At 64.2% G+C, this 18359-nt stretch carries 18 protein-coding genes; 11 read left to right on the top strand and 7 right to left on the bottom strand.

Going from position 1 to position 18359, the window contains the following annotated elements:
• Positions 1-181: 181 nt before the first annotated feature.
• Positions 182-910 (top strand): hypothetical protein, encoded by a 729-nt coding sequence (locus CXY74_RS16695; RefSeq protein WP_104201454.1) that lies wholly within the window; start codon positions 182-184, stop codon positions 908-910.
• Positions 911-917: 7 nt separating this feature from the next.
• Here CXY74_RS16695 and CXY74_RS16690 read toward each other — a convergent pair whose 3' ends face one another.
• Positions 918-1925, bottom strand: coding sequence for an NYN domain-containing protein (locus CXY74_RS16690; RefSeq protein WP_104201453.1), 1008 nt, complete (start codon positions 1923-1925; stop codon positions 918-920).
• A gap of 199 nt (positions 1926-2124) precedes the next feature.
• Between CXY74_RS16690 and CXY74_RS16685 the strand changes: the two genes are divergently transcribed.
• Positions 2125-2823 carry a bifunctional 2-polyprenyl-6-hydroxyphenol methylase/3-demethylubiquinol 3-O-methyltransferase UbiG gene (locus tag CXY74_RS16685; protein WP_104201452.1) on the top strand — a complete coding sequence of 233 codons (699 nt, stop codon included), beginning with the start codon at positions 2125-2127 and terminating at the stop codon, positions 2821-2823.
• Positions 2824-2942: 119 nt separating this feature from the next.
• On the top strand, positions 2943-3704 hold the full coding sequence (locus tag CXY74_RS16680) for an MOSC domain-containing protein (protein WP_104201570.1): 762 nt from the start codon (positions 2943-2945) through the stop codon (positions 3702-3704).
• Between the two features lie 62 nt (positions 3705-3766).
• Here the strand turns inward: CXY74_RS16680 and CXY74_RS16675 are convergent, their stop codons facing one another.
• On the bottom strand, positions 3767-4492 hold the full coding sequence (locus CXY74_RS16675; protein WP_233193512.1) for an SDR family oxidoreductase: 726 nt from the start codon (positions 4490-4492) through the stop codon (positions 3767-3769).
• A 269-nt stretch (positions 4493-4761) separates the two neighbouring features.
• Here CXY74_RS16675 and CXY74_RS16670 point away from each other — a divergent pair, with 269 nt between their 5' ends.
• Positions 4762-5640 (top strand): helix-turn-helix transcriptional regulator, encoded by an 879-nt coding sequence (locus CXY74_RS16670; protein WP_104201450.1) that lies wholly within the window; start codon positions 4762-4764, stop codon positions 5638-5640.
• A gap of 4 nt (positions 5641-5644) precedes the next feature.
• On the opposite strand, the gene CXY74_RS16665 is transcribed toward CXY74_RS16670, so the two are convergent.
• On the bottom strand, positions 5645-6622 hold the full coding sequence (locus CXY74_RS16665; RefSeq protein WP_104201449.1) for an aldo/keto reductase: 978 nt from the start codon (positions 6620-6622) through the stop codon (positions 5645-5647).
• 112 nt (positions 6623-6734) lie between these two features.
• Positions 6735-7802 (bottom strand): NAD(P)-dependent alcohol dehydrogenase, encoded by a 1068-nt coding sequence (locus CXY74_RS16660; RefSeq protein ID WP_104201448.1) that lies wholly within the window; start codon positions 7800-7802, stop codon positions 6735-6737.
• Positions 7803-8082: 280 nt separating this feature from the next.
• Here CXY74_RS16660 and CXY74_RS16655 point away from each other — a divergent pair, with 280 nt between their 5' ends.
• The 6 genes from CXY74_RS16655 (at position 8083) to arfB (ending at position 13640) form a co-directional block, all read left to right on the top strand.
• The gene (locus tag CXY74_RS16655) at positions 8083-9771 is read left to right on the top strand and encodes a long-chain-fatty-acid--CoA ligase (protein ID WP_104201447.1); all 1689 of its coding nucleotides are present in this window, start codon (positions 8083-8085) and stop codon (positions 9769-9771) included.
• Positions 9772-9841: 70 nt separating this feature from the next.
• On the top strand, positions 9842-10507 hold the full coding sequence (locus tag CXY74_RS16650) for an SDR family NAD(P)-dependent oxidoreductase (RefSeq protein ID WP_104201446.1): 666 nt from the start codon (positions 9842-9844) through the stop codon (positions 10505-10507).
• Between the two features lie 308 nt (positions 10508-10815).
• The gene (locus tag CXY74_RS16645) at positions 10816-11643 is read left to right on the top strand and encodes a pseudouridine synthase (protein WP_233193510.1); all 828 of its coding nucleotides are present in this window, start codon (positions 10816-10818) and stop codon (positions 11641-11643) included.
• 132 nt (positions 11644-11775) lie between these two features.
• Positions 11776-12315, top strand: a complete 540-nt coding sequence (locus CXY74_RS16640) for a DUF3090 domain-containing protein (RefSeq protein WP_104201444.1) — start codon at positions 11776-11778, stop codon at positions 12313-12315.
• Positions 12315-13082: an SCO1664 family protein gene (locus CXY74_RS16635; RefSeq protein WP_104201443.1), complete on the top strand. Its 768-nt coding sequence runs from the start codon at positions 12315-12317 to the stop codon at positions 13080-13082. Before CXY74_RS16640 ends, CXY74_RS16635 begins: the two co-directional genes overlap by 1 nt.
• Positions 13083-13217: 135 nt before the next feature.
• Complete coding sequence (gene arfB / locus CXY74_RS16630) at positions 13218-13640, top strand: alternative ribosome rescue aminoacyl-tRNA hydrolase ArfB (RefSeq protein ID WP_104201442.1); 423 nt, start codon at positions 13218-13220, stop codon at positions 13638-13640.
• Positions 13641-13673: 33 nt separating this feature from the next.
• On the opposite strand, the gene CXY74_RS16625 is transcribed toward arfB, so the two are convergent.
• Both CXY74_RS16625 and CXY74_RS16620 read right to left on the bottom strand, forming a co-directional pair.
• Entirely contained in the window at positions 13674-15545 is a 1872-nt protein-coding gene (locus CXY74_RS16625; RefSeq protein ID WP_104201441.1) for an FAD-binding monooxygenase, read from the bottom strand.
• 238 nt (positions 15546-15783) lie between these two features.
• Positions 15784-16671, bottom strand: coding sequence for a 1,4-dihydroxy-2-naphthoyl-CoA synthase (locus CXY74_RS16620; protein WP_104201440.1), 888 nt, complete (start codon positions 16669-16671; stop codon positions 15784-15786).
• A gap of 93 nt (positions 16672-16764) precedes the next feature.
• Between CXY74_RS16620 and CXY74_RS16615 the strand changes: the two genes are divergently transcribed.
• Positions 16765-17745 (top strand): NAD(P)-dependent alcohol dehydrogenase, encoded by a 981-nt coding sequence (locus CXY74_RS16615; protein ID WP_104201569.1) that lies wholly within the window; start codon positions 16765-16767, stop codon positions 17743-17745.
• On the opposite strand, the gene CXY74_RS16610 is transcribed toward CXY74_RS16615, so the two are convergent.
• Positions 17711-18295, bottom strand: coding sequence for a CGNR zinc finger domain-containing protein (locus CXY74_RS16610; RefSeq protein ID WP_104201439.1), 585 nt, complete (start codon positions 18293-18295; stop codon positions 17711-17713). The genes CXY74_RS16615 and CXY74_RS16610 overlap by 35 nt on opposite strands.
• Positions 18296-18359 lie beyond the last annotated feature (64 nt).

Below are 18359 nucleotides of genomic sequence, written 5' to 3'. Positions count from 1 at the left end.
TCTCAGATCAGTTGGGCTCGTGCACAGCCACGCGTTTCGCCATGCTGACGTCAATCATGCGAATTCGAGATATCAGGTGGTTGACGGGCCCGGCTGGCTTTCGAATCCGAGGTGACGGTCGATGCCCGCCGCTTGCGCGCAAATTGCCCGCCAGCTCGCACCATGTTGCTACTCTGGGCGCATGGCAGCCATCGCGAGCACCGATAACCACATGCAGACACATCGTGCCCGTCGTGTTTCGGCCCAATGGTCGCTCGTTGCAGCGGGGCTGTTTTTCGCAGCGGCCGCGCTGCAGCTTGTCGCCTCGCTGGAACGGTGGGTCGTGCTCAGCGCTTCCCGGACAAGCACCGACATCTCGATTGAAGACCACCGATTCGACTACTCCTACCCCGCGGACCCGTGGCAAGACGTCGGCACGACCGCGCAATTCTTCGGCGTGGGTCTTCTGCTGCTGGCGCTGGGCATCACGGCCGTGGCGCGATCAGTTGCGCATCGCGACGGCGGCCTTGAGCGGATGCTCACCGTCGCGACCGCGGCATCCTTCGGCATCACCGGCGTGCACGCCCTCGTTTCGGGCCTGATCGGTGTTCCGTCTCCGCTGCAATTTCTGCCGGTGCAGCTGTTCCTGAGCTTGGTCGGGTTCGCCGGTTTGATCGCCTTGAGCGTGCGCTGGCTGCTCGTGTCGTGGGCGTCATCCGTCGCGTGCCTGTTGCTGCTCGCCGTCACCTTGCCCGGCACTATCGTCGTCACCTTTCAGATCGCGCCGGCTATCGTGGGCTATCAGTCGCACGACACGACCCCCTTCACCGAGACGATCGTCGCTGTGTCGACGGCCGCGGCGGGCGTGGCGATGCTCGTGGCGGCAGGGATGGCAGCGCTCTCTCGTCGCCGATCCGCTGCGCAGAGTTAACGCCTCTTTAGCGTCTGCTTTCCGCCTCGGGGCGCAGCCGGATGAGCCGCTGCGGGCCATCCTCTTTCAGCTCGGCCAGCTCGCTGCGCGAGGAGAGGAAGTCGGTGAAGGACCGAAAGCCGAGCGGCTTCTCGTTGAACGAGGGGTCCATGCGGCGCATCTGGTTCTTGATCGTGCCCGTGTTGAGCCACTCGTCGGCGTCACCCTTGGCGTGACCGATCTGCAGCGCGCGCACCAGGAGCTCGGTGGCGAGCGTCTGTGGGTCGATGTCGTCGCCGGCCTCAGGCTCGTCGAGCTGCGCGTCCTCGGTGTGCGAGAACATGGGATTTGTGGCGAACAGGCGGGCCTGGATGGGCGCCGGGTCGGGTGCAATTTCGGCAGCCTCTGGGGCCTTCCTGCTTGCCTTGGGCCTCTCCGTGACGGTCGTGACGGTCGCTTTGACAATTCCGGGCAGCGAGTCGTAGTCCTCGAACTCGTCGCACGCAGCGGCGAGCGAGGTGCTCGTTGAGCCCGCGACGCCGATGCCGACCACGAAGCGACCGAGCCGCTTCGACTTCTGGGCCAGGGCGATGTAGTCAGAGTCGCCGGCGATGATGATCACGTGGGTCAGGTCGGGCAGTCGAAAGAGGTCTTCGACCACGTCGACGGCCAAACGGATGTCGGCACCGTTCTTGGTTCCGCGGGTGGTCGTGGTGAACAGCTGGGTCAGGTCCACCGCTCGAGACATGAGCTGGCGCTGGTAACTCGCATTGACCGGCACCGACCAGTCGGCGTAGGCACGATTGACGACCAAGGTGCCAAAAGATGCGGCAAAGTCGATGATGGCGTTGAAGTCCACCGTGGCGGAGGCGAGTCGCGCGGCGACCTCGGGGTCGGCACCCGCACTCGACTTATTAAAATCGCGGATGCCGTCGCGCTGGAAAGCATTGCGCCCGTGCAACTGCTGATAACGCGAGATGACGATGTTGTCGAAGTCGATATAGAGACCGACGCGCGCATCGTTCGGTTCAGTCATAGTGAGCTCCTTAGCCACGGGCGGAAGACTCAGTTGCGATCCGGTACCTCCAGTCTGCGCCGAGCGGCGGGGCGAGGGCAACTCGGCTTCCCACGTGCACCAGCAATCGACTGCAGTGGGCGTCAGGTGTACCTGGTCATGACCGCTCCGTGGGACATTAGAATTTGTCGGGCACCCGGGAAAGTCGGATGCTTGAACCATGGAGCACACGAACGAGATTTCACCCGACCACGCCGAGACCGACCACGACAACGCGGAGGCGGCAAGGGCTGTTCACGCCCCTCGCGATCCCGGCGCGGTCGAGGAATTCTGGGACGCGCGCTACGCCGACATGGCACAGCTCTGGAGCGGGCATCCGAACGGGACACTCCTGACCGAGATGCAGGATTTACCGGCCGGGCGCGCTCTGGATGTCGGCTGCGGCGAGGGAGCGGATGCCCTCTATCTGGCGGAGCACGGGTGGCGCGTCACCGCGCTGGACGTGTCGCAGGTGGCGATCAACCGGGCAGTAGCCCAGGCCGCCGTTCGCAAAGTGACGGTGAACTGGCTACACGCCGGCCTGGTCGACGCGGCGCTGCCGCGGGCGTCCTTTGATCTCGTCTCTGCGCAGTACCCCGCGCTGCTGCGCACCGACGAGAATGTTGCCGAGCACGCACTGCTCGCGGCGGTCGCTCCCAATGGTGTGCTGCTCTTTGTGCATCACCCCGCCCCGACGAAGGAGGAGGCCGCGGCCCACGGTTTTCATGTCGACGACTATGTGGGCCCCGCCCAGGTCGCTGCACTGTTGGACGACAGCTGGCAGGTCGAGGTCGACGAGACCCGGCCGCGCCATGTCGCAACCGGCGCCGGGTCGCATCACACCCACGACGTTGTCCTGCGGGCTCGACGACTGCGCTGATCGGCCGCTGCGTGGGCGTTGAGGTCTGCAGGACCTTTGGAAGTGCCCCGGGCAGCGCCCGCGGTATGCCCCGACTGCTCGCGGCCCGGAAGCAGTTTGCCGTTAGGGTGATCACTATTATGCAGATTCGCGACATTGGCCTGTCAGCGCTCAAGGGCGGCCGGCACACGACGCGCGACAACGTGCTGCTCGAAGCATACGGTCCGGCGGGGGACCGACTATTCGCGGTCGTTGACCTTGCGAACGGCCAGGTGTTGAAAACCGTTGAGCATCCGTTATTGCCCACGTGCCAAGCCCGGTGGGATGACGGAGTACTGTCGGTCGACATCGGCGGGCAGCTGGTTGCAGCGAAGCCCGAGTCGAACGGTCAAACTGTCACCCTCGACTATTGGGGTCGCGCCGTTGGCATGCACGTGGTCGACGGGCCGTGGGCCCGGGTATTTTCTCGTTTGCTCGGCAAGGATGTCGCTGTGGCGCAGGTCAACGGCCCGGGCGGCGTGGTCTACGCCGACTCCGTCACCATCGTGACGACGAGTTCGCTGCGCCGCCTCGCCGCTGAGGCGGCCACGACCGTTGACGCTCGCCGGTTTCGGGCGACGTTCACAATCGACACGGGCGACGCGGCTGCACACGTGGAAGATTCCTGGGCCGGTCGTGAACTCGACCTGGGGAGCGCACGCCTGCTCGTGGGCGCCGGCATCCCGCGCTGCGCGGTCATCGATGTGGAGCCCGAAACGGGCGCCCGCGGCACGAACCTGCTGAAGACCCTCGCCCGCTACCGACTGAGCGGGAGTGACATTCCATTCGGCGTCTACGCGCAGGTCATTCGCCCGGGAAGCGTTGGCCGCGGTGACCCGGTGCGACTACTCCCGAGTAGTTGACGGGAGGCCGGACTTACATCGACTCTGTCTGGTATCGGTGCCGGCCGCCAAGCGGCAGCAGGTCACGGAGCGATCTGCTTGACCGGGCGCATGAGAATCTCCTGGATGAGCACATTGGCCGGCTGCGCAAAAGCAAAGACGAGGGCCTGGGCTACGTCTTCGGACTGCATCGCCTCCAGCTGGGTGCGGCGGGTCAGCAGCGCATCGCTGACGTTCTCGCCGAACTCGGTCCAGACGGCGCCCGGTTCAAGGACCGACACGCGAATTCCCTCCTCGCCCAGTTCCTTGCGCAGGGCATCGTGAAAACCGACGACGGCATACTTCGTCGCGCTGTAGACCGACCAGGTGGCTGCGCCGTAGCGGCCACCAACGCTCGAAACGGAGCAGATCATGGCACCGGCCCGACCGCGCAGAAGGGGGATGGCCGCCTGGGTGCAGTTCAGCACGCCATACAGGTTTGCATCGATCATTGACTTCCAGTCATTGGGGTCGCTGCTCTCAAATGGCGAATTGATGCCCAGGCCGGCGTTGTTGAAGAGCAGATCCACCCCACCGAAACGGCTCTTGATGGTGGCGAACATCGATGTGACGGCGGCGGCATCCGCGACATCGAGCTGCATGACCGTCGCGGAGTCTCCGAGTTCGGCGGCGAGCTCCTGCAACCGTTCCACACGCCGGGCGACGAGGATGACATGCGCACCCTCCTCGACGAGAAGGCGCGCAGCGGCTGCTCCAATTCCGCTCGAGGCTCCCGTGATAACAGCAATTTTTGCGGTCAGATCCTGCATTTTCATGTGTGTGGCTCTCTTGCTCGGGAGTAGGCAAGAAAGGCGACCCGGCGCTGATCCATCAGATGGTGGAAACAGAAGACACGGTGCAGCTGTACACCCGACAGACGCTGGAGAACCCAGACTTGCGCGAATACCTAATCGTACAGTTGATGACACCAGCGAACAGCAGTGCAATCGCGAGAGTGCACAGGCGCTGAGGTCTTGGTCGACAACGGGCGGGCCGCCCCTTCCCACTTCGACGTGCGTTGGTTTGAGATACTGGAGGGATGGACGACAAAGATACCCTCGCTGATTTTCTGCGTTCGGCCCGGGCCCGACTCAGCCCAGCCGACGTCGGCGTGTCGGTCAACCCCCACGCGCCCGCCCGGCGAGTTCCCGGACTGCGCCGTGACGAAGTAGCGGGGCTGGCCGGCGTGAGCGTTGACTACTACGCGCGCATGGAACAGGGCCGGGTGACGCAGGCATCCGATGCCGTTGTCAACGCGCTAGCGGGGGTGCTGCACCTGAATGAGGCGGAGCGCAGCTACCTGTTCTCGCTGTTATCCGCCTCGACCGGCGGTCGCATCCAACAGCGGCGGCGCACCCACGCAGTGCGAACGTCGGTGCGCACCATCATGGATTCCTTCACCACGCAGCCGGCATTCGTGCTCGGCGTTGGCATGGACGTGCTGGCCATGAACGACCTCGCCAAGCTGCTGCTCAAGGACTTCACAAAGGCCTCGGGGCTCGGGCGCAGCATGGCCCGATGGACATTCCTCGACCCGTCGGCGCGCACGCTGTACCTGGACTGGGAGATTGTGGCGTGCGATGTGGCGGCTATGCTCCGTCACGATGCGCGGTCCCACCCCAACGACCGGGCCCTCAACGAGCTGATCGGTGAGTTGACCGTCAAGAGCGACGAATTTCGCGCCTGGTGGAGTCAACACCGGGTGTGGGAGTGCACGTTCGGCGTGAAGCGCTTCGAGCACCCGATCGTGGGCCGGGTGGATGTGGACTACGAGACCTTCCCGGTTCCGGGCGAACCAGACCAGCAACTCTTCGTCTACAGCACCCAGCCGGCATCCGCCTCAAACGACGCGCTGCGCATCCTGGCCTCCTGGCGCACAGATCAGACGGATGCCCCCGCGCTCGAGTCCAGCCGCTGACGCTTTAGAACCCTTCGGGCAGACGCGGAACGTACGATGCTCCAAGGCGCGCGCGCTCGTCGGCGCTGAGTTCGAGGTCGAGCGAGGCGATGGCATCGTCGAGGTGCTGCGGCTTCGTGGCGCCAACGATCGGCGCTGTCACGGCGGGGTTACCCGACACCCAGGCCAGGGCTACCTGAGCCCGCGGCACTCCGCGTTCAGCAGCAATGTCAGCGACGACGGAAGCAACAGCGCGATCGCCGACCTCTGCCTGGGCGTACAAGGCCTGGCTGATCAGGTCCGTTTCGGTGCGGATGGTCGTCTGGTCCCAGTCTCGGGTCAGCTTTCCACGCGCGAGCGGGCTCCACGGGGTGAGACCGATGCCAGCGTCGGCGGCGAGGGGGAACATTTCGCGCTCCTCTTCCCGGCTGATCAGGTTGTACTGGCTCTGCATTGACACGAACGGCGTCCAGCCGTTCACGTGCTGCAGGCGCAGGGCTTTCGCAAACTGCCAGGCAAACATCGAGGAGGCGCCCAGGTAGCGCGCTTTACCCGAGCGCACCACGTCGTGCAGGGCTTCAAGCGTCTCCTCGAGGGGAGTGAAGGGGTCGAAGCGGTGCACGATATAGAGGTCCACGTAGTCGAGGTCGAGGCGACGCAGGCTGTTGTCGATCTCCTGCAGCACCGCCTTGCGGGACAGGCCGCGCTGGTTGGGACCTTCACCGACCGGCGAATAGACCTTGGTGGCCACAACGATCTCGTCGCGGCTGGCATACTCCGCGAGGGCGCGGCCAAGGATTTCCTCGCTCGACCCGGCCGAGTAAGCATTTGCGGTGTCGAAGAAGTTGATGCCCGCTTCAACGGCTTGCCGAATGAAGGGCCGACTGGTCGCCTCGGTCAGCGTCCAGGAGTGGTTTCCGCGCTCCGGCTCGCCATAGCTCATGCAGCCGAGGGCGAGCGCTGAGACATCCAGACCGGTGGTTCCGAGCTTCACATACTTCATGGGACTCCTTAAATGACGGATGCCCCGGGCCGCGTTGAATCTGCGACCCGGGGCAGTTCGTGCCTGGGTTTTTTACCGACCGGTGTGGCTGATGCCGCGCCGGTCAGGGCGTCTACGCGTCGACGCGGGTCTCGTTCGCAAACGTGGCCACGTCGATAACGAAACGGTAGCGCACGTCGCTGCGGATAACACGCTCGTATGCTTCGTTCACCTGATCGACCGAGATGATCTCAATGTCGGCGCCGATTCCGTGGGCGGCGCAGAAGTCGAGCATTTCCTGGGTCTGGCGGATGCCACCGATCTTGGAGGCGGCGATGGAGCGACGCTGGGCGGCGAGCCAGAACATCTTCACGCTGTCAGGCTCGGTGGGGATTCCAACGTGCACGAGCGTGCCGTTGAGGGCGAGCAGCTTGAGGTAGCCCTCCAGTTCGAGGTTCGCGGCCACGGTGTTCACGATGAGGTCGAAGTGGTTCTCGAGCTCGGTGAAGGTGCTCGGGTCGCTGGTGGCGTAGTAGTGGTCTGCGCCGAAACGCAGGCCGTCTTCCTTCTTGCTGAGGGTCTGGCTGAGAACGGTGACCTCGGCGCCGAGCGCGTGGGCGATCTTCACACCCATGTGACCGAGGCCGCCCATGCCGAGGATGGCAACCTTCTTGCCGGGGCTGGCTTCCCAGTTCACGAGGGGAGAATAGAGCGTGATGCCGGCGCAGAGCAGGGGAGCGGCCTCGGAGAGCTCGATGCCATCGGGGATGCCGAGCACGTAGTTCTCGTCGACAACGATCGCGGTGCTGTAGCCGCCGTTGGTGGGGGTGCCGTCGTGGTTGCGGGCGTTGTAGGTACCGACCTCGCCCTTCAGGCAGTACTGCTCCTCGCCGGCGAGGCAGTTGGCGCACTCGCGGCAGGAGTCCACGAAGCAGCCGACGCCGACGCGGTCGCCCACCTGGTAGCGGGTGACGTCGCTGCCGACGGCGGAGACGATGCCGGCAATTTCGTGGCCGGGAACCATCGGGAACAGCCCAACGCCCCACTCGTCGCGAGCCTGGTGAATGTCGGAGTGGCAAATTCCGGCGAACTTGATGTCGATCGCCACGTCGTGGGCGCCGGGGGTGCGCAACTCGATCGTGGTGCGAACGAGGGGCTGGTTGGCCGCGGGGGCGGCGAGTGCGGGAACGGTGGTCGTCATAAAAAAAGTCTTTCAGTGCCGATGATGAGATGCGAGGAAATCCCGTGCCGTGGCACGTGTCGACGGTGACATCCGCTCGCACAACGTTACGTGATTCCACCGACATGATCGAGACTGGAACGTGGCACTGTCTGACCCACCCAAGGAATGTCTGCGTGTCAACGAGCGGGGGCGTGCAGGTGCTCCGCAGGCAGCGGATGCCCGGGTCGTTGCGCTCGCGGTGTCACGGCATCCGCTCGTCACGCGCAGGATTCAGCGTCAAATCGGGGAGGATGGTGTCATGGCAAACACTGAGCACGAGCCGTGGGTCAAGAACTATCAACCGGGCGTTCCCGCCGAGATCGAACTTCCCACGGAGTCCCTCGTGGCCATGCTCGAGCGTGCAGTGGCCGAAGCCGGCACCCACCCCGCGCTGGAGTTTTTCGGGCGTCGAACGACCTACACCGAACTCGGCGATCAGATCGACCGGGCCGCGGAGGGATTGCGTCGCCTCGGGGTGAAAGCTGGCGATCGAGTGGCCCTGATCTTGCCGAACTGCCCCCAGCACGTCATCGCTTTCTACGCGGTGCTGCGCCTCGGCGCGGTGGTGGTGGAACACAATCCGCTCTACACGTCCAGGGAATTGCGCCACCAGTTTGAAGATCATCAGGCCCGCATTGTTATCGCCTGGGACAAGGCGACGGCCGTCGTGCGTGAGTTCCCGGCCGACATCGAGATCGACCACGTCGTCTCGGTCAATCTCCTCACGGCGTTTCCCACCCTGAAGCGCCTCGCCCTGCACCTGCCGGTGAAGGGGCTGCGCGAATCACGCGCGGCGCTGACGGGTCCGGCACCGGGCACGATGTCCTGGAAGGACCTGCTCGCTTTCGGCGTGATCGATTTTGAGCATCCGCGCCCCTCGGTCGATGACCTGGCCGCCATTCAATACACCTCGGGCACCACGGGAACCCCCAAGGGGGCCATGCTCACCCACTTCAACCTGTATTCCAATGCCCTGCAGGGTGAGGCGTGGATGCACGGAGCGCAGTACCGCAAAGAAATCTTCTACGCGATCCTGCCGATGTTCCACGCGTTCGGGATGACCCTCTACCTGACCTACGGCGTCCGCAAGCAGGGCCTGCTCGTGCTGTTCCCCAAGTTTGAGCCCGCCCTGATTCTCGACGCCATGAAGAAGTCGCCCGCCACGGTCTACTGCGCGGTGCCGCCGATCTACGAGCGCACGGCGCTCGCCGCACAGGAAAAAGGGATCTCGCTGCGCTCGTGCAAATACTGCATTTCGGGCGCCATGAATCTGCCCGATCATGTCGTGGAACTCTGGGAATCGGTATCGGGCGGACTTCTCGTTGAGGGCTACGGCATGACCGAATCGTCTCCGGTCGCCCTGGGTAATCCGTTTCATGCCAGCCGACGCACGGGCACGATCGGTGTGCCGTTCCCGTCGACCCTGATGAAAGTGGTCGATCTGGATGATCCGAACGTTGAGGTGCCGCGGGGGCAGCCGGGGGAGTTGTTGTTGAAGGGCCCGCAGGTTTTTCAGGGTTATTGGAACAACCCGGAGGAGACCGCGAAGACGCTCTTACCCAACGGTTGGCTGCGCACCGGCGATATCGTGACCGTCGATGAGGATGGCTTCACCACGATCGTAGACCGCGCCAAGGAGCTGATCATTACTGGCGGTTTCAACGTGTCACCCTCCGAGGTAGAGGCCGTCTTGCGGCTGCACCCGAGCGTCAGTGACGCCGCAGTGATCGGCCGACCGCTCGAACGCGGCGGAGAGATGGTCGTCGCCGCGGTCGAACTCAAGGCCGGTGCCACCCTCGATGAGGATGTATTGCGGGCGCACTGCCGGGAACACCTCGCGGCCTACAAAATTCCGCGGCGGATCGTGCAGATCGAGAACACACCGCGCTCAATGCTCGGCAAGGTGTTGCGCAAGCAGGTTCGTGAGCAGGTTCTGCCGCTGCTCTGATGCCGGGCCAACGGTGTCGCCGGATCGATCATGAGGGAATATTTCCGCAGAGACGGGTCTTGCAACCGATATGACTACTCTCGCAATTATCGGTGCAGGCAAGGGACTCGGCGCAGCAGTAGCGCGTCGTTTCGGAGCAGAAGGATTTTCCATTGCGTTGATCTCCCGCAATCAAGGGCGCGTGGACGCCCTGGCCGAGGAACTGGGCACAGAAGGAATCACGGCGAAGGGTTTCGTCGCCGACGTGCGGAACCCGGCGTCGATTAGCCGGGTGCTGGAGCAGGTTACGGAGACCCTCGGCGCGATCGAGGTCTTGCAGTACAGCCCCCTGCCGCAGAAGGACTTCATGCGTCCCGTGCTGGAAACCACGCCCGCTGATCTGGTTGGGCCGATCGAATTCTCCGTCTACGGCCCCGTCGCAGCCGTGCACCAGGTCGTTCCCGGCATGCGTTTTCTGGGAAAGAACCGAGGCACCATCCTCTTCGTCAACGGCGGCACGGCCGTGACGCCGGTGCGGAGCCTGGCGGGTACATCCATCGCCTTTGCCGGACAGGCCGCCTACGCGCAGCTACTGAATGAGGTTCTCGGCGAAGAGGGGATCCAGGTCTCCCAGCTCATCATCGGCGGTAGGATCATCGCTGGCCACCCCGAAAAAGACCCGGCGAAGCTGGCCGAGCACCTCTGGAACCTCCACATCCAGCGTGACCGGTTCCGCCTGCAGATCAGCGCCGACTGATCTTCGTCACTTAAGCGACCGCGAACACCGCGCGGCACGCGTATAGAAAGCCCGCCCGTGTTCACACGGGCGGGCTTTCTCGTTAACGGGCGCAACGAGGCCAGGAAGTAGTATCTGCCGGTGCTGTCAACGAAGAATCACGCAGGCATATCTGCCCAGTTTCGATCGGCGCCCGCACACCCGCAGTGAAGGGCTAAGCCACGTACGATCAGTGGATGCCCCCGCGTTCTCCGCTCCCGCAACGGCACGGGCTCGATGCCGCGTGGGTGTGCACGCCGGAACGGTCGCAGCATCCGCTCTGGGAGACCATGGGGGCCTGGCTCGACGAGCGGTTGCCGGAGTTCGTGGACGTGGCCGGATTTCTGGCCCAGGAGCGTTTTGTCTATGGCACCGGCGCCGCAGTGGGAGGCCGCGACCCCTACCAGCCGAACACTTTTGTGTGGTTCCACCGCGATCTGGCCGAGGAATCCGTTGTTCCGGGGCTCATTCATATGATCTATCGCGACGATCGGATCGTGGTGATCGACAAGCCCGCTTTTCTCTCGTCCATTCCCCGCGGGCGCCATGTCGTGCAAAGCGTGGTGGTGCGCCTGCGCGCAGAACTGCAGCTTCCGGAGCTCTCCCCGCTGCATCGGCTCGACCGGGGGACGTCGGGGCTGCTGATTCTGGCGACCGAGCGACGATGGCGCGGGGCGTATCAGTCGATGTTTCAACGCCGCGAGGTCGCGAAGACCTACCGTGCGCTGGCTCCGCTGCACACGGGCCTCGAACTGCCCGTGACGGTGCGCAATCACCTCACCACGCGTCCTGGTCGCTGGCAAGCCGAGGTGCTGCCGGGCGCGCCGGTCAACGCTGAATCGTTGATTGAACTCGAATCGGTGATCGATGGCCTGGGCAGTTACCGGCTGACGCCCCGCACCGGTCGCACGCACCAATTGCGCCTGCATATGCTGGGCTTGGGAATTCCGATCAGTGACGACCCGCTCTATCCCGTTGTGCAGGATGTCGCGCTGGACGATTTCACCCGCCCCCTGCAGTTGCTGGCGAACGAGGTGCGCTTCACCGACCCCATCGACGGGGGAGCGCGGCAATTCGTCAGCGTGCGCACGCTCCCCTTGCGCAGCGAAGTCAACTGAGCGGCGTCACTGATGCCTGCGCCGGTTATTATCGGCGATTCGATAGCCGCAAGGCATCCTTTCGGCTGACGTTCTCATCGGTGGCGGGTCGAGCCGCAGACGTCACGCAGCTCTCGCGTCTAAAATGTTCACATGCCTCAAATCGTTCATGAGTTCGTCTGGCCTGACCGGGTTGTCATCGGCACCGTCGGCTTGCCCGGGGAGCGCACGTTCTATCTGCAGGTGCGCAGCGGCGCGCGAATCATCAGCATCGCGTTAGAGAAACAGCAGTCGGCGCTGCTCGCCGAGAAGATCGACGAGATTCTCGACCAGCTGATCACCTTCGAGGGCAACCCGTTCAGCATCCCGACCACGACCCCTATCGAGCTCGTCGATAACGACCCGCTCGAGCAACCGGTCGCTGAGGAATTTCGCACCGGCTCGATGAGCCTGGGCTGGGACCCATCAACGGTTCAAGTGGTGATCGAGGCCTACCCGATTGTCGACGAAGACGAGGAATCGCTCGAACCGCTCGAAGCGGCCAATGCGTTGCTCGTGCGCATACCCGTTGGTACCGCTCGCGCGTTCGCGAAGCGCACTCGTGAGATCGTGGGCGCCGGGCGGCCGATGTGCTCCCTCTGCGGTTACCCCATCGACGCCGACGGTCACACCTGCACCGTTCCCGGGGACTGATGCCGACTCCCGACCTGGTCGACGGCGAGTTGACACTCACGGGCCGAATTGCGACGGCCTCGAATGCAACCTTCTTGGGCAGCATCGATGGCGCGATGGTCGTCTACAAACCGGTGGCGGGGGAGCATCCGCTGTGGGATTTTCCCGACGGAAACCTCGCCAATCGTGAAGTGGCGGCCTATCTGGTCTCGCAAGCCTTCGGCTGGAACGTCGTACCGCGCACCTGGCTGCGCGAGGGTCCGATGGGCGAAGGCATGGTGCAGCTCTGGCAGGAGAGTGACCCGGCCCAAAACCCCGTCGACCTGGTGGCAGCGGACGCCGTTCCGGAAACCGGGTGGCGACACGTTCTCGACGGGCGAGACGAGCACGAACGGATGGTCACCCTCATTCACGAAGACAGCGCCCCGCTTCGGCGGATGGCCGTATTCGACGTGGTCGTGAACAACGCCGATCGCAAGGGCGACCACATTCTGGCGATGACCGATGGGCACCGACACGGAGTCGATCACGGGCTCACCTTTCACGTCGAACACAAGCTGCGCACCGTACTGTGGGGCTGGCTGGGCGACGCTCTCACCACCGACGAGCTCGACGGTATCGACCGGGTCACAGCCGGCCTGTCCGGCGAGCTCGGCAACACCCTCGCTGGCCTGGTCAGCGCCGAAGAACTCACGGCGTTCGCCGCGCGCTGCGACCAATTGCGCCAAGAAGCACGGTTCCCGGCCCCGAGCGGCGACATGCCCGCCGTGCCCTGGCCACTGTTCTGAGCTGGCCACTGTTCTGAGCTGGCCACTGTTCTGAGCTGGCCACTGTTCTGAGCTGGCCACTGTTCAAAGGTCAGTTGCGCAGGGTTTGTGATGCTTGCCGTGCGCGGGGATCGTGGGGTGTGCAACGCTAGGGGCATGGATCTAGAGGTGTCGGCGGCGCTGACCATTCCCGAGCGCGAACTCGGCTGGCGGTTCTCGCGGTCGTCCGGTCCCGGCGGCCAGCACGTCAACACCTCCGACAGCCGGGTCGAGTTGTCTTGGAACGTCGCCGGCTCCGCGGCACTGTCCGACGACGAGCGGATGCTGCTGCTCACCCGCCTGAATCACCGTCTCGTTTCCGGAGTGGTCACCATCGCCGCCAGCGAGCAGCGCTCCCAGCTGCGCAATCGCGAGATTGCCCTGCGAAAGCTCGCCGACCTGGTGACTGCGGGTTTGGCCGCGGAACCGGCAGCGCGGCGCGCGACCAAGCCCACCCGAGGTTCCGCGCGGCGGCACCTCGCGGTCAAACAGCAGCGCTCGGCCACGAAGCAAAACCGGCAACGTCCCGCGGCCGAGTAGGTGGGCGGCCCACCGGCATCCGCTCGCTCTGCCCTACCGAACAAGCAACATCTGCCGAAAGTACGTCGCCAGCTCATTGGTGGCCGTCAGGGGAAGCACATGGGCGACGTACTGGTCGGGACGCACGATCACCACGACGCCGCCGCGGTTAATGCCGCGTTGCTCGAAGATGTCGTGATCCGGGTCGGTGGCGTACACCTTCTCGTAGTCGATCAGCCCGAACGGGCCGGTTTTGGGCAAAAACGCCACGTCAACCTGGCCCAGGTCAACCTCGGCGTGTGCCTGCTGGTAGACCACCTTCAGGTCGAAGACGCTGTCGATGTCACTGTCGGCCGGGGTGTGCGCGAGCAGCGGCGAATCGGGGGCGGTACCCATCCACTCGGCCCATGAGGCCAGTATTTCAGCGGATGCGTCAGCAAACGCGTACACGCGCCAGCGGCCGTCGGCGCGGTGGTGGTGGCCCAGGTGCACCGGGTTGGCGTCGCCGACGCGCACGACCGGGGCGGACTTGAATCGCTTACCGATGGGGAATCCAGTGGCGAGCGCCTGGTGGGTCGCTTCGCCGATGAGCATCGACGGCGGGTATTGGGTCATGAAGCCCGATGGGAATTCGGCTGTCTGGGTGTAGAAATCCTCGAGCGGAACTGTGAGGTCTTCCGGCTTCGCCGCCATCAGGCTCGACCACTCCTTGTCAAAATCGATCAGGTTCTTGGCAATGACCTGGCGCTCGGCCGAATAGGTACTGAGCAGGCTGTCGGGGCTACGCCCGTCGAGCACATAGGCGAGCTTCCAGCCGAGGTTGAAGCCGTCCTGCATCGAAACGTTCATGCCCTGGCCGGCCTTGGCGCTGTGGGTGTGACAGGCGTCGCCGGTGATGAAGACCCGCGGGGAGCGGATGCCGATCTCCTTGGGCAGAAGGTCGTCGAATCGGTCGGTGAGACGGTGGGCGACCTCGTAGACGCTGTGCCAGGCCACGTTTTTCACATCGAGTGTGTACGGATGCAGAATCTCGTTGGCCTTCACGATGATCTGGTCGATCGTCGTCGAGCGCACGGCGCCATTGTCGTCGGCAGCCACTTCGCCGAGATCGACGTACATGCGAAACAGGTAGCCGCCCTCGCGCGGAATGTGCAGGATGCTGCCGCCGGATCCGGACTGGATCGCGCACTTGGTGCGAATGTCGGGAAAATCGGTGACGGCCAGCACGTCCATGACGCCCCAGGCGTGGAAGGCCGCGTCACCGGCGAGTGTGCAGCCGATGGAATCGCGTACGGCGCTGTGGGCACCGTCGGCGCCGACCACATACTGAGCGTGCACTTTGCGCTCCTGGCCGGTCAGCTTTCCGCTGGTGTGCCGGAGCGTCACGGTGACGGGGTAGTCGCCCTCATTGGTGTTGGTCAGGCTGAGCATTTCATAGCCGAAATCCGGGGTCATGCGGGTGGGCGAATTGGCCATCACCTCGGCGAAGTAGTCCAACACGCGTGCCTGGTTGACGATGAGGTGCGGAAACTCGCTGATGCCGGTGGGGTCATCGATGGCGCGGGTGGTGCGGATGATGTTGGCCGGGTTGGTGGGGTCGGGCTTCCAGAACGCCATCTCGGTGATGCGGTAGGCCTCGGCGATGATGCGCTCGGCGAACCCGAACGCCTGAAAGGTCTCGACACTGCGGGCCTGGATTCCGTCGGCCTGCCCGATTGCGAGACGTTCGCCGCGGCGCTCGACGATGCGCGTGGTGATACCGGGAAACTGGGAGAGCTGGGCGGCGGTGATCATGCCGGCCGGGCCCGTTCCCACGATCAGAACGTCGACGTTGTCGGGGAGTTCGACGGGGCGATCGATGCCCACTCCGGCCGCATCCTGCCGGCGCGGATCGGTGGACACGTATCCGTGGTGGTGAAATTGCACGGTTTCCTCACTTCTGTGTGTGGACTCTCGATGTGGTCTTTCAGCGTGGTTTTTCGGTGCGACGATGCGAACGCCAGCATTCGTCAGTGTTCGATAATGGAACGTAGTGTTCTATTATCGTTTTCTGAATCATATATGGCCGGGCCAGATCCGCAACGGGTGCGGCGCCCTCTGGATGGATGCGGTGGCCGCCGAAAAAGGTGTACGGGTATGTGGTGGTGAGAGTTCGTGCTGCCCGCTAGAACTGCCAGGGAAAGGGCGACCAGTCGGGTTCGCGGTGTTCCAGGAACGCGTCCTTGCCCTCGACGGCCTCGTCGGTGCCGTAGGCCAGGCGGGTGGCTTCGCCGGCGAAGATCTGCTGGCCGACCATTCCGTCGTCGACGGCGTTGAACGAGAATTTCAGCATGCGGATCGCGGTCGGCGATTTTGTCAGGATAGTGTTGGCCCAGTCCAGCGCGGTCGTCTCCAACTCTGCATGGGGCACCACGGCATTCACGGCGCCCATTTCGTAGGCGCGCTTTGCGTCGTAGGGACGCGCGAGAAAGAAGACCTCCCGGGCGAATTTCTGCCCGACGTGCTGGGCGAAATAGGCGCTGCCGTAGCCGCCGTCGAACGAGCCGACGTCAGCATCCGTTTGCTTGAACATGCCGTGTTCCTGGCTGGCGATCGAGAGGTCACAGACAACGTGCAGGGAATGGCCGCCGCCGGCCGCCCAGCCGGGAATGACGGCAATGACGACTTTCGGCATGAACCGGATGAGTCGCTGCACCTCGAGAATGTGCAGCCGCCCCGTGCTCGCGACCCCGTCACGGTACTGGTAGCCGTCGCGCCCGCGGATACGCTGGTCACCACCGGAGCAGAATGCCCAGCCCCCGTCCTTGGGGCTCGGCCCGTTACCCGTGAGGAGCACCACGCCGATTCGCGTGTTCTGCCTGGCGTCATCAAGCACCCGGTAGAGCTCATCGACAGACTGCGGGCGGAACGCATTGCGCACCTCCGGCCGGTTGAAGGCCACGCGGGCGACCCGCCCGGCGTTGTCGTGGTGGTACGTGATGTCTTGCAGAGCGGAGAAGCCGTCGACGGGCTTCCAGAGTGAAGGGTCAAAAATTTCGGAAACCTGGGTCATGGTTTCAGCTTAGGTGTGCTGACAATACTGGCCAGCGCCGAGCTCCCGAGGCCACCCGGTCGCGACGGGGCGTTCGAGGGTACGCTGAGCCGCATGAAAGCTGCCGTGTACCGTCGCTACGGACCACCAAGCTTCGTGCGAGTCGAGAATACGCCGCAGCCGCTACCGCAGCGCGACGAACTGCTCGTGCGGGTCTTCGCCAGCACGGTCAACCGCACCGACTGCGGCTTTCTCAGCGGCAAGCCACTCGTGGTGCGGCTATTCAGCGGACTGCGGAAGCCTCGGGCGACGATTCTTGGCTGCGAGTTCGCCGGCGAGGTCGCCGGTGTCGGCGCCGACGTCAGTGCGTTTACGGTCGGTCAGCGGGTGTTCGGCTACAGCGGCGTGAAATTTGGTGGTCACGCTGGCTATCTGACCGTCGCCGCGACAGGAATGGTCGCTGAGATACCGGGAGACGTTTCCTATCTTGAGGCATCACCGATTCTGGAGGGCGCCCACTACGCGCTCAACATGCTGCGCGCGGCACGGGTCACCGCCGGACAGAATGTATTGGTCAACGGCGGTACGGGAGGAATCGGATCAGCTGCGGTGCAATTGCTCGTGAATCTCGGCGCTCGTGTCACAGCGGTCTGCGCCACCCCGCATTTATCCATGATGGAATCACTTGGAGCTGAACGGGTGGTGGACTACACGCTCGAGGACTTCACCGCGCTTGACGATGAGTTTGATGTGGTGCTCGACGCGGTTGGTAAAAGTTCTTTCGGACGCTGCCGCCGGGTGCTCGCTCCCGACGGAATCTACGTCTCGTCCGAACTTGGTACGCTCTGGCACAATCTGGTCCTGGCGCTCACCACGCCGGTACTGAGGGGGAGGCGCGTATTGTTTCCGATTCCCAAGGACACCCGCGACGATGCACTGTTCCTGCAGGGCTTGGTCGCATCGGGCGAGTTTCGGCCGATAATCGACCGGACCTACCCGCTCGAAGAGATTCGCGCTGCCTACGAATATGTCGCGACAGGGCAGAAGATCGGCAATGTCGTTATTCGTGTGCGCGACGAGGCGGCGACGGAGTAGAGCCGGTGGGCTGGCGCTCGCGGAAGGCGATCATGTTCATGCGGTTGCCGCAGCGCACGCTGCAGAAACGCTTGGACCCGTTACGGGAGAGGTCAAGAACCAGCCCGGTGCAGGCATCCGCTTCGCAGATGCGCAGGCGACCCATTTCGTCGCTGCGAATCACGTCGATCAACGCCAGCGCTGCCTCGACGCGCATGCGTTCCCCGAGGGGAGCCTCGGGCACGGTCGCGTGCAGGTGCCAGTCCGAGACATCATGGCGGGCCAACTGGGGGAGCGCCCTGGCCTCGCGCAGCATGCGGTTGATCTCCGTGACGGCGTCGTCGCGGCCGAGAGTCCAGACCCGGCGCAGCAGGGCGCGGGTCTGTCGCACGTCGAGCAGTTCGGCGTCATCTCCGTCGATGCGGCCGGTGAACAAAATGGGGGCGAGCAGTGCAGCGAGGTCGGCGAGCGTGTTGAGTTCGTCGCGGCCGCTTCGGGAGGCCCCGGGGTCAGTGGAGCCGAGCAGCACCACGAATTCGAGTGCTTCCTCGGTGTCAGGGGCAAAATGCAAGTTGACTCCTTGGCAATAGGGTTCTACTGTCAGTGGTGAACTGAGTTTAGACCATGACAGGCCC

This window comes from Cryobacterium sp. Y29, assembly GCF_002929825.1.
GTDB lineage: Bacteria > Actinomycetota > Actinomycetes > Actinomycetales > Microbacteriaceae > Cryobacterium.
Note: the sequence above shows the minus strand (reverse complement) of the source record. Positions and strands in the feature narration are given on the sequence as shown.

What these genes read in the sequence shown, in the direction of transcription:
- CXY74_RS16635 (WP_104201443.1), top strand. Translation starts at nt 12,315, where the DNA reads ATGCCGACTCCCGACCTGGTCGACGGCGAGTTGACACTCACGGGCCGA.
- CXY74_RS16645 (WP_233193510.1), top strand. Translation starts at nt 10,816, where the DNA reads ATGGGGGCCTGGCTCGACGAGCGGTTGCCGGAGTTCGTGGACGTGGCC.
- CXY74_RS16655 (WP_104201447.1), top strand. Translation starts at nt 8,083, where the DNA reads ATGGCAAACACTGAGCACGAGCCGTGGGTCAAGAACTATCAACCGGGC.
- CXY74_RS16650 (WP_104201446.1), top strand. Translation starts at nt 9,842, where the DNA reads ATGACTACTCTCGCAATTATCGGTGCAGGCAAGGGACTCGGCGCAGCA.
- CXY74_RS16675 (WP_233193512.1), bottom strand. Translation starts at nt 4,492, where the DNA reads ATGCAGGATCTGACCGCAAAAATTGCTGTTATCACGGGAGCCTCGAGC.
- CXY74_RS16690 (WP_104201453.1), bottom strand. Translation starts at nt 1,925, where the DNA reads ATGACTGAACCGAACGATGCGCGCGTCGGTCTCTATATCGACTTCGAC.
- CXY74_RS16640 (WP_104201444.1), top strand. Translation starts at nt 11,776, where the DNA reads ATGCCTCAAATCGTTCATGAGTTCGTCTGGCCTGACCGGGTTGTCATC.
- CXY74_RS16665 (WP_104201449.1), bottom strand. Translation starts at nt 6,622, where the DNA reads ATGAAGTATGTGAAGCTCGGAACCACCGGTCTGGATGTCTCAGCGCTC.
- arfB (WP_104201442.1), top strand. Translation starts at nt 13,218, where the DNA reads ATGGATCTAGAGGTGTCGGCGGCGCTGACCATTCCCGAGCGCGAACTC.
- CXY74_RS16685 (WP_104201452.1), top strand. Translation starts at nt 2,125, where the DNA reads ATGGAGCACACGAACGAGATTTCACCCGACCACGCCGAGACCGACCAC.
- CXY74_RS16695 (WP_104201454.1), top strand. Translation starts at nt 182, where the DNA reads ATGGCAGCCATCGCGAGCACCGATAACCACATGCAGACACATCGTGCC.
- CXY74_RS16620 (WP_104201440.1), bottom strand. Translation starts at nt 16,671, where the DNA reads ATGACCCAGGTTTCCGAAATTTTTGACCCTTCACTCTGGAAGCCCGTC.
- CXY74_RS16680 (WP_104201570.1), top strand. Translation starts at nt 2,943, where the DNA reads ATGCAGATTCGCGACATTGGCCTGTCAGCGCTCAAGGGCGGCCGGCAC.
- CXY74_RS16660 (WP_104201448.1), bottom strand. Translation starts at nt 7,802, where the DNA reads ATGACGACCACCGTTCCCGCACTCGCCGCCCCCGCGGCCAACCAGCCC.
- CXY74_RS16670 (WP_104201450.1), top strand. Translation starts at nt 4,762, where the DNA reads ATGGACGACAAAGATACCCTCGCTGATTTTCTGCGTTCGGCCCGGGCC.
- CXY74_RS16615 (WP_104201569.1), top strand. Translation starts at nt 16,765, where the DNA reads ATGAAAGCTGCCGTGTACCGTCGCTACGGACCACCAAGCTTCGTGCGA.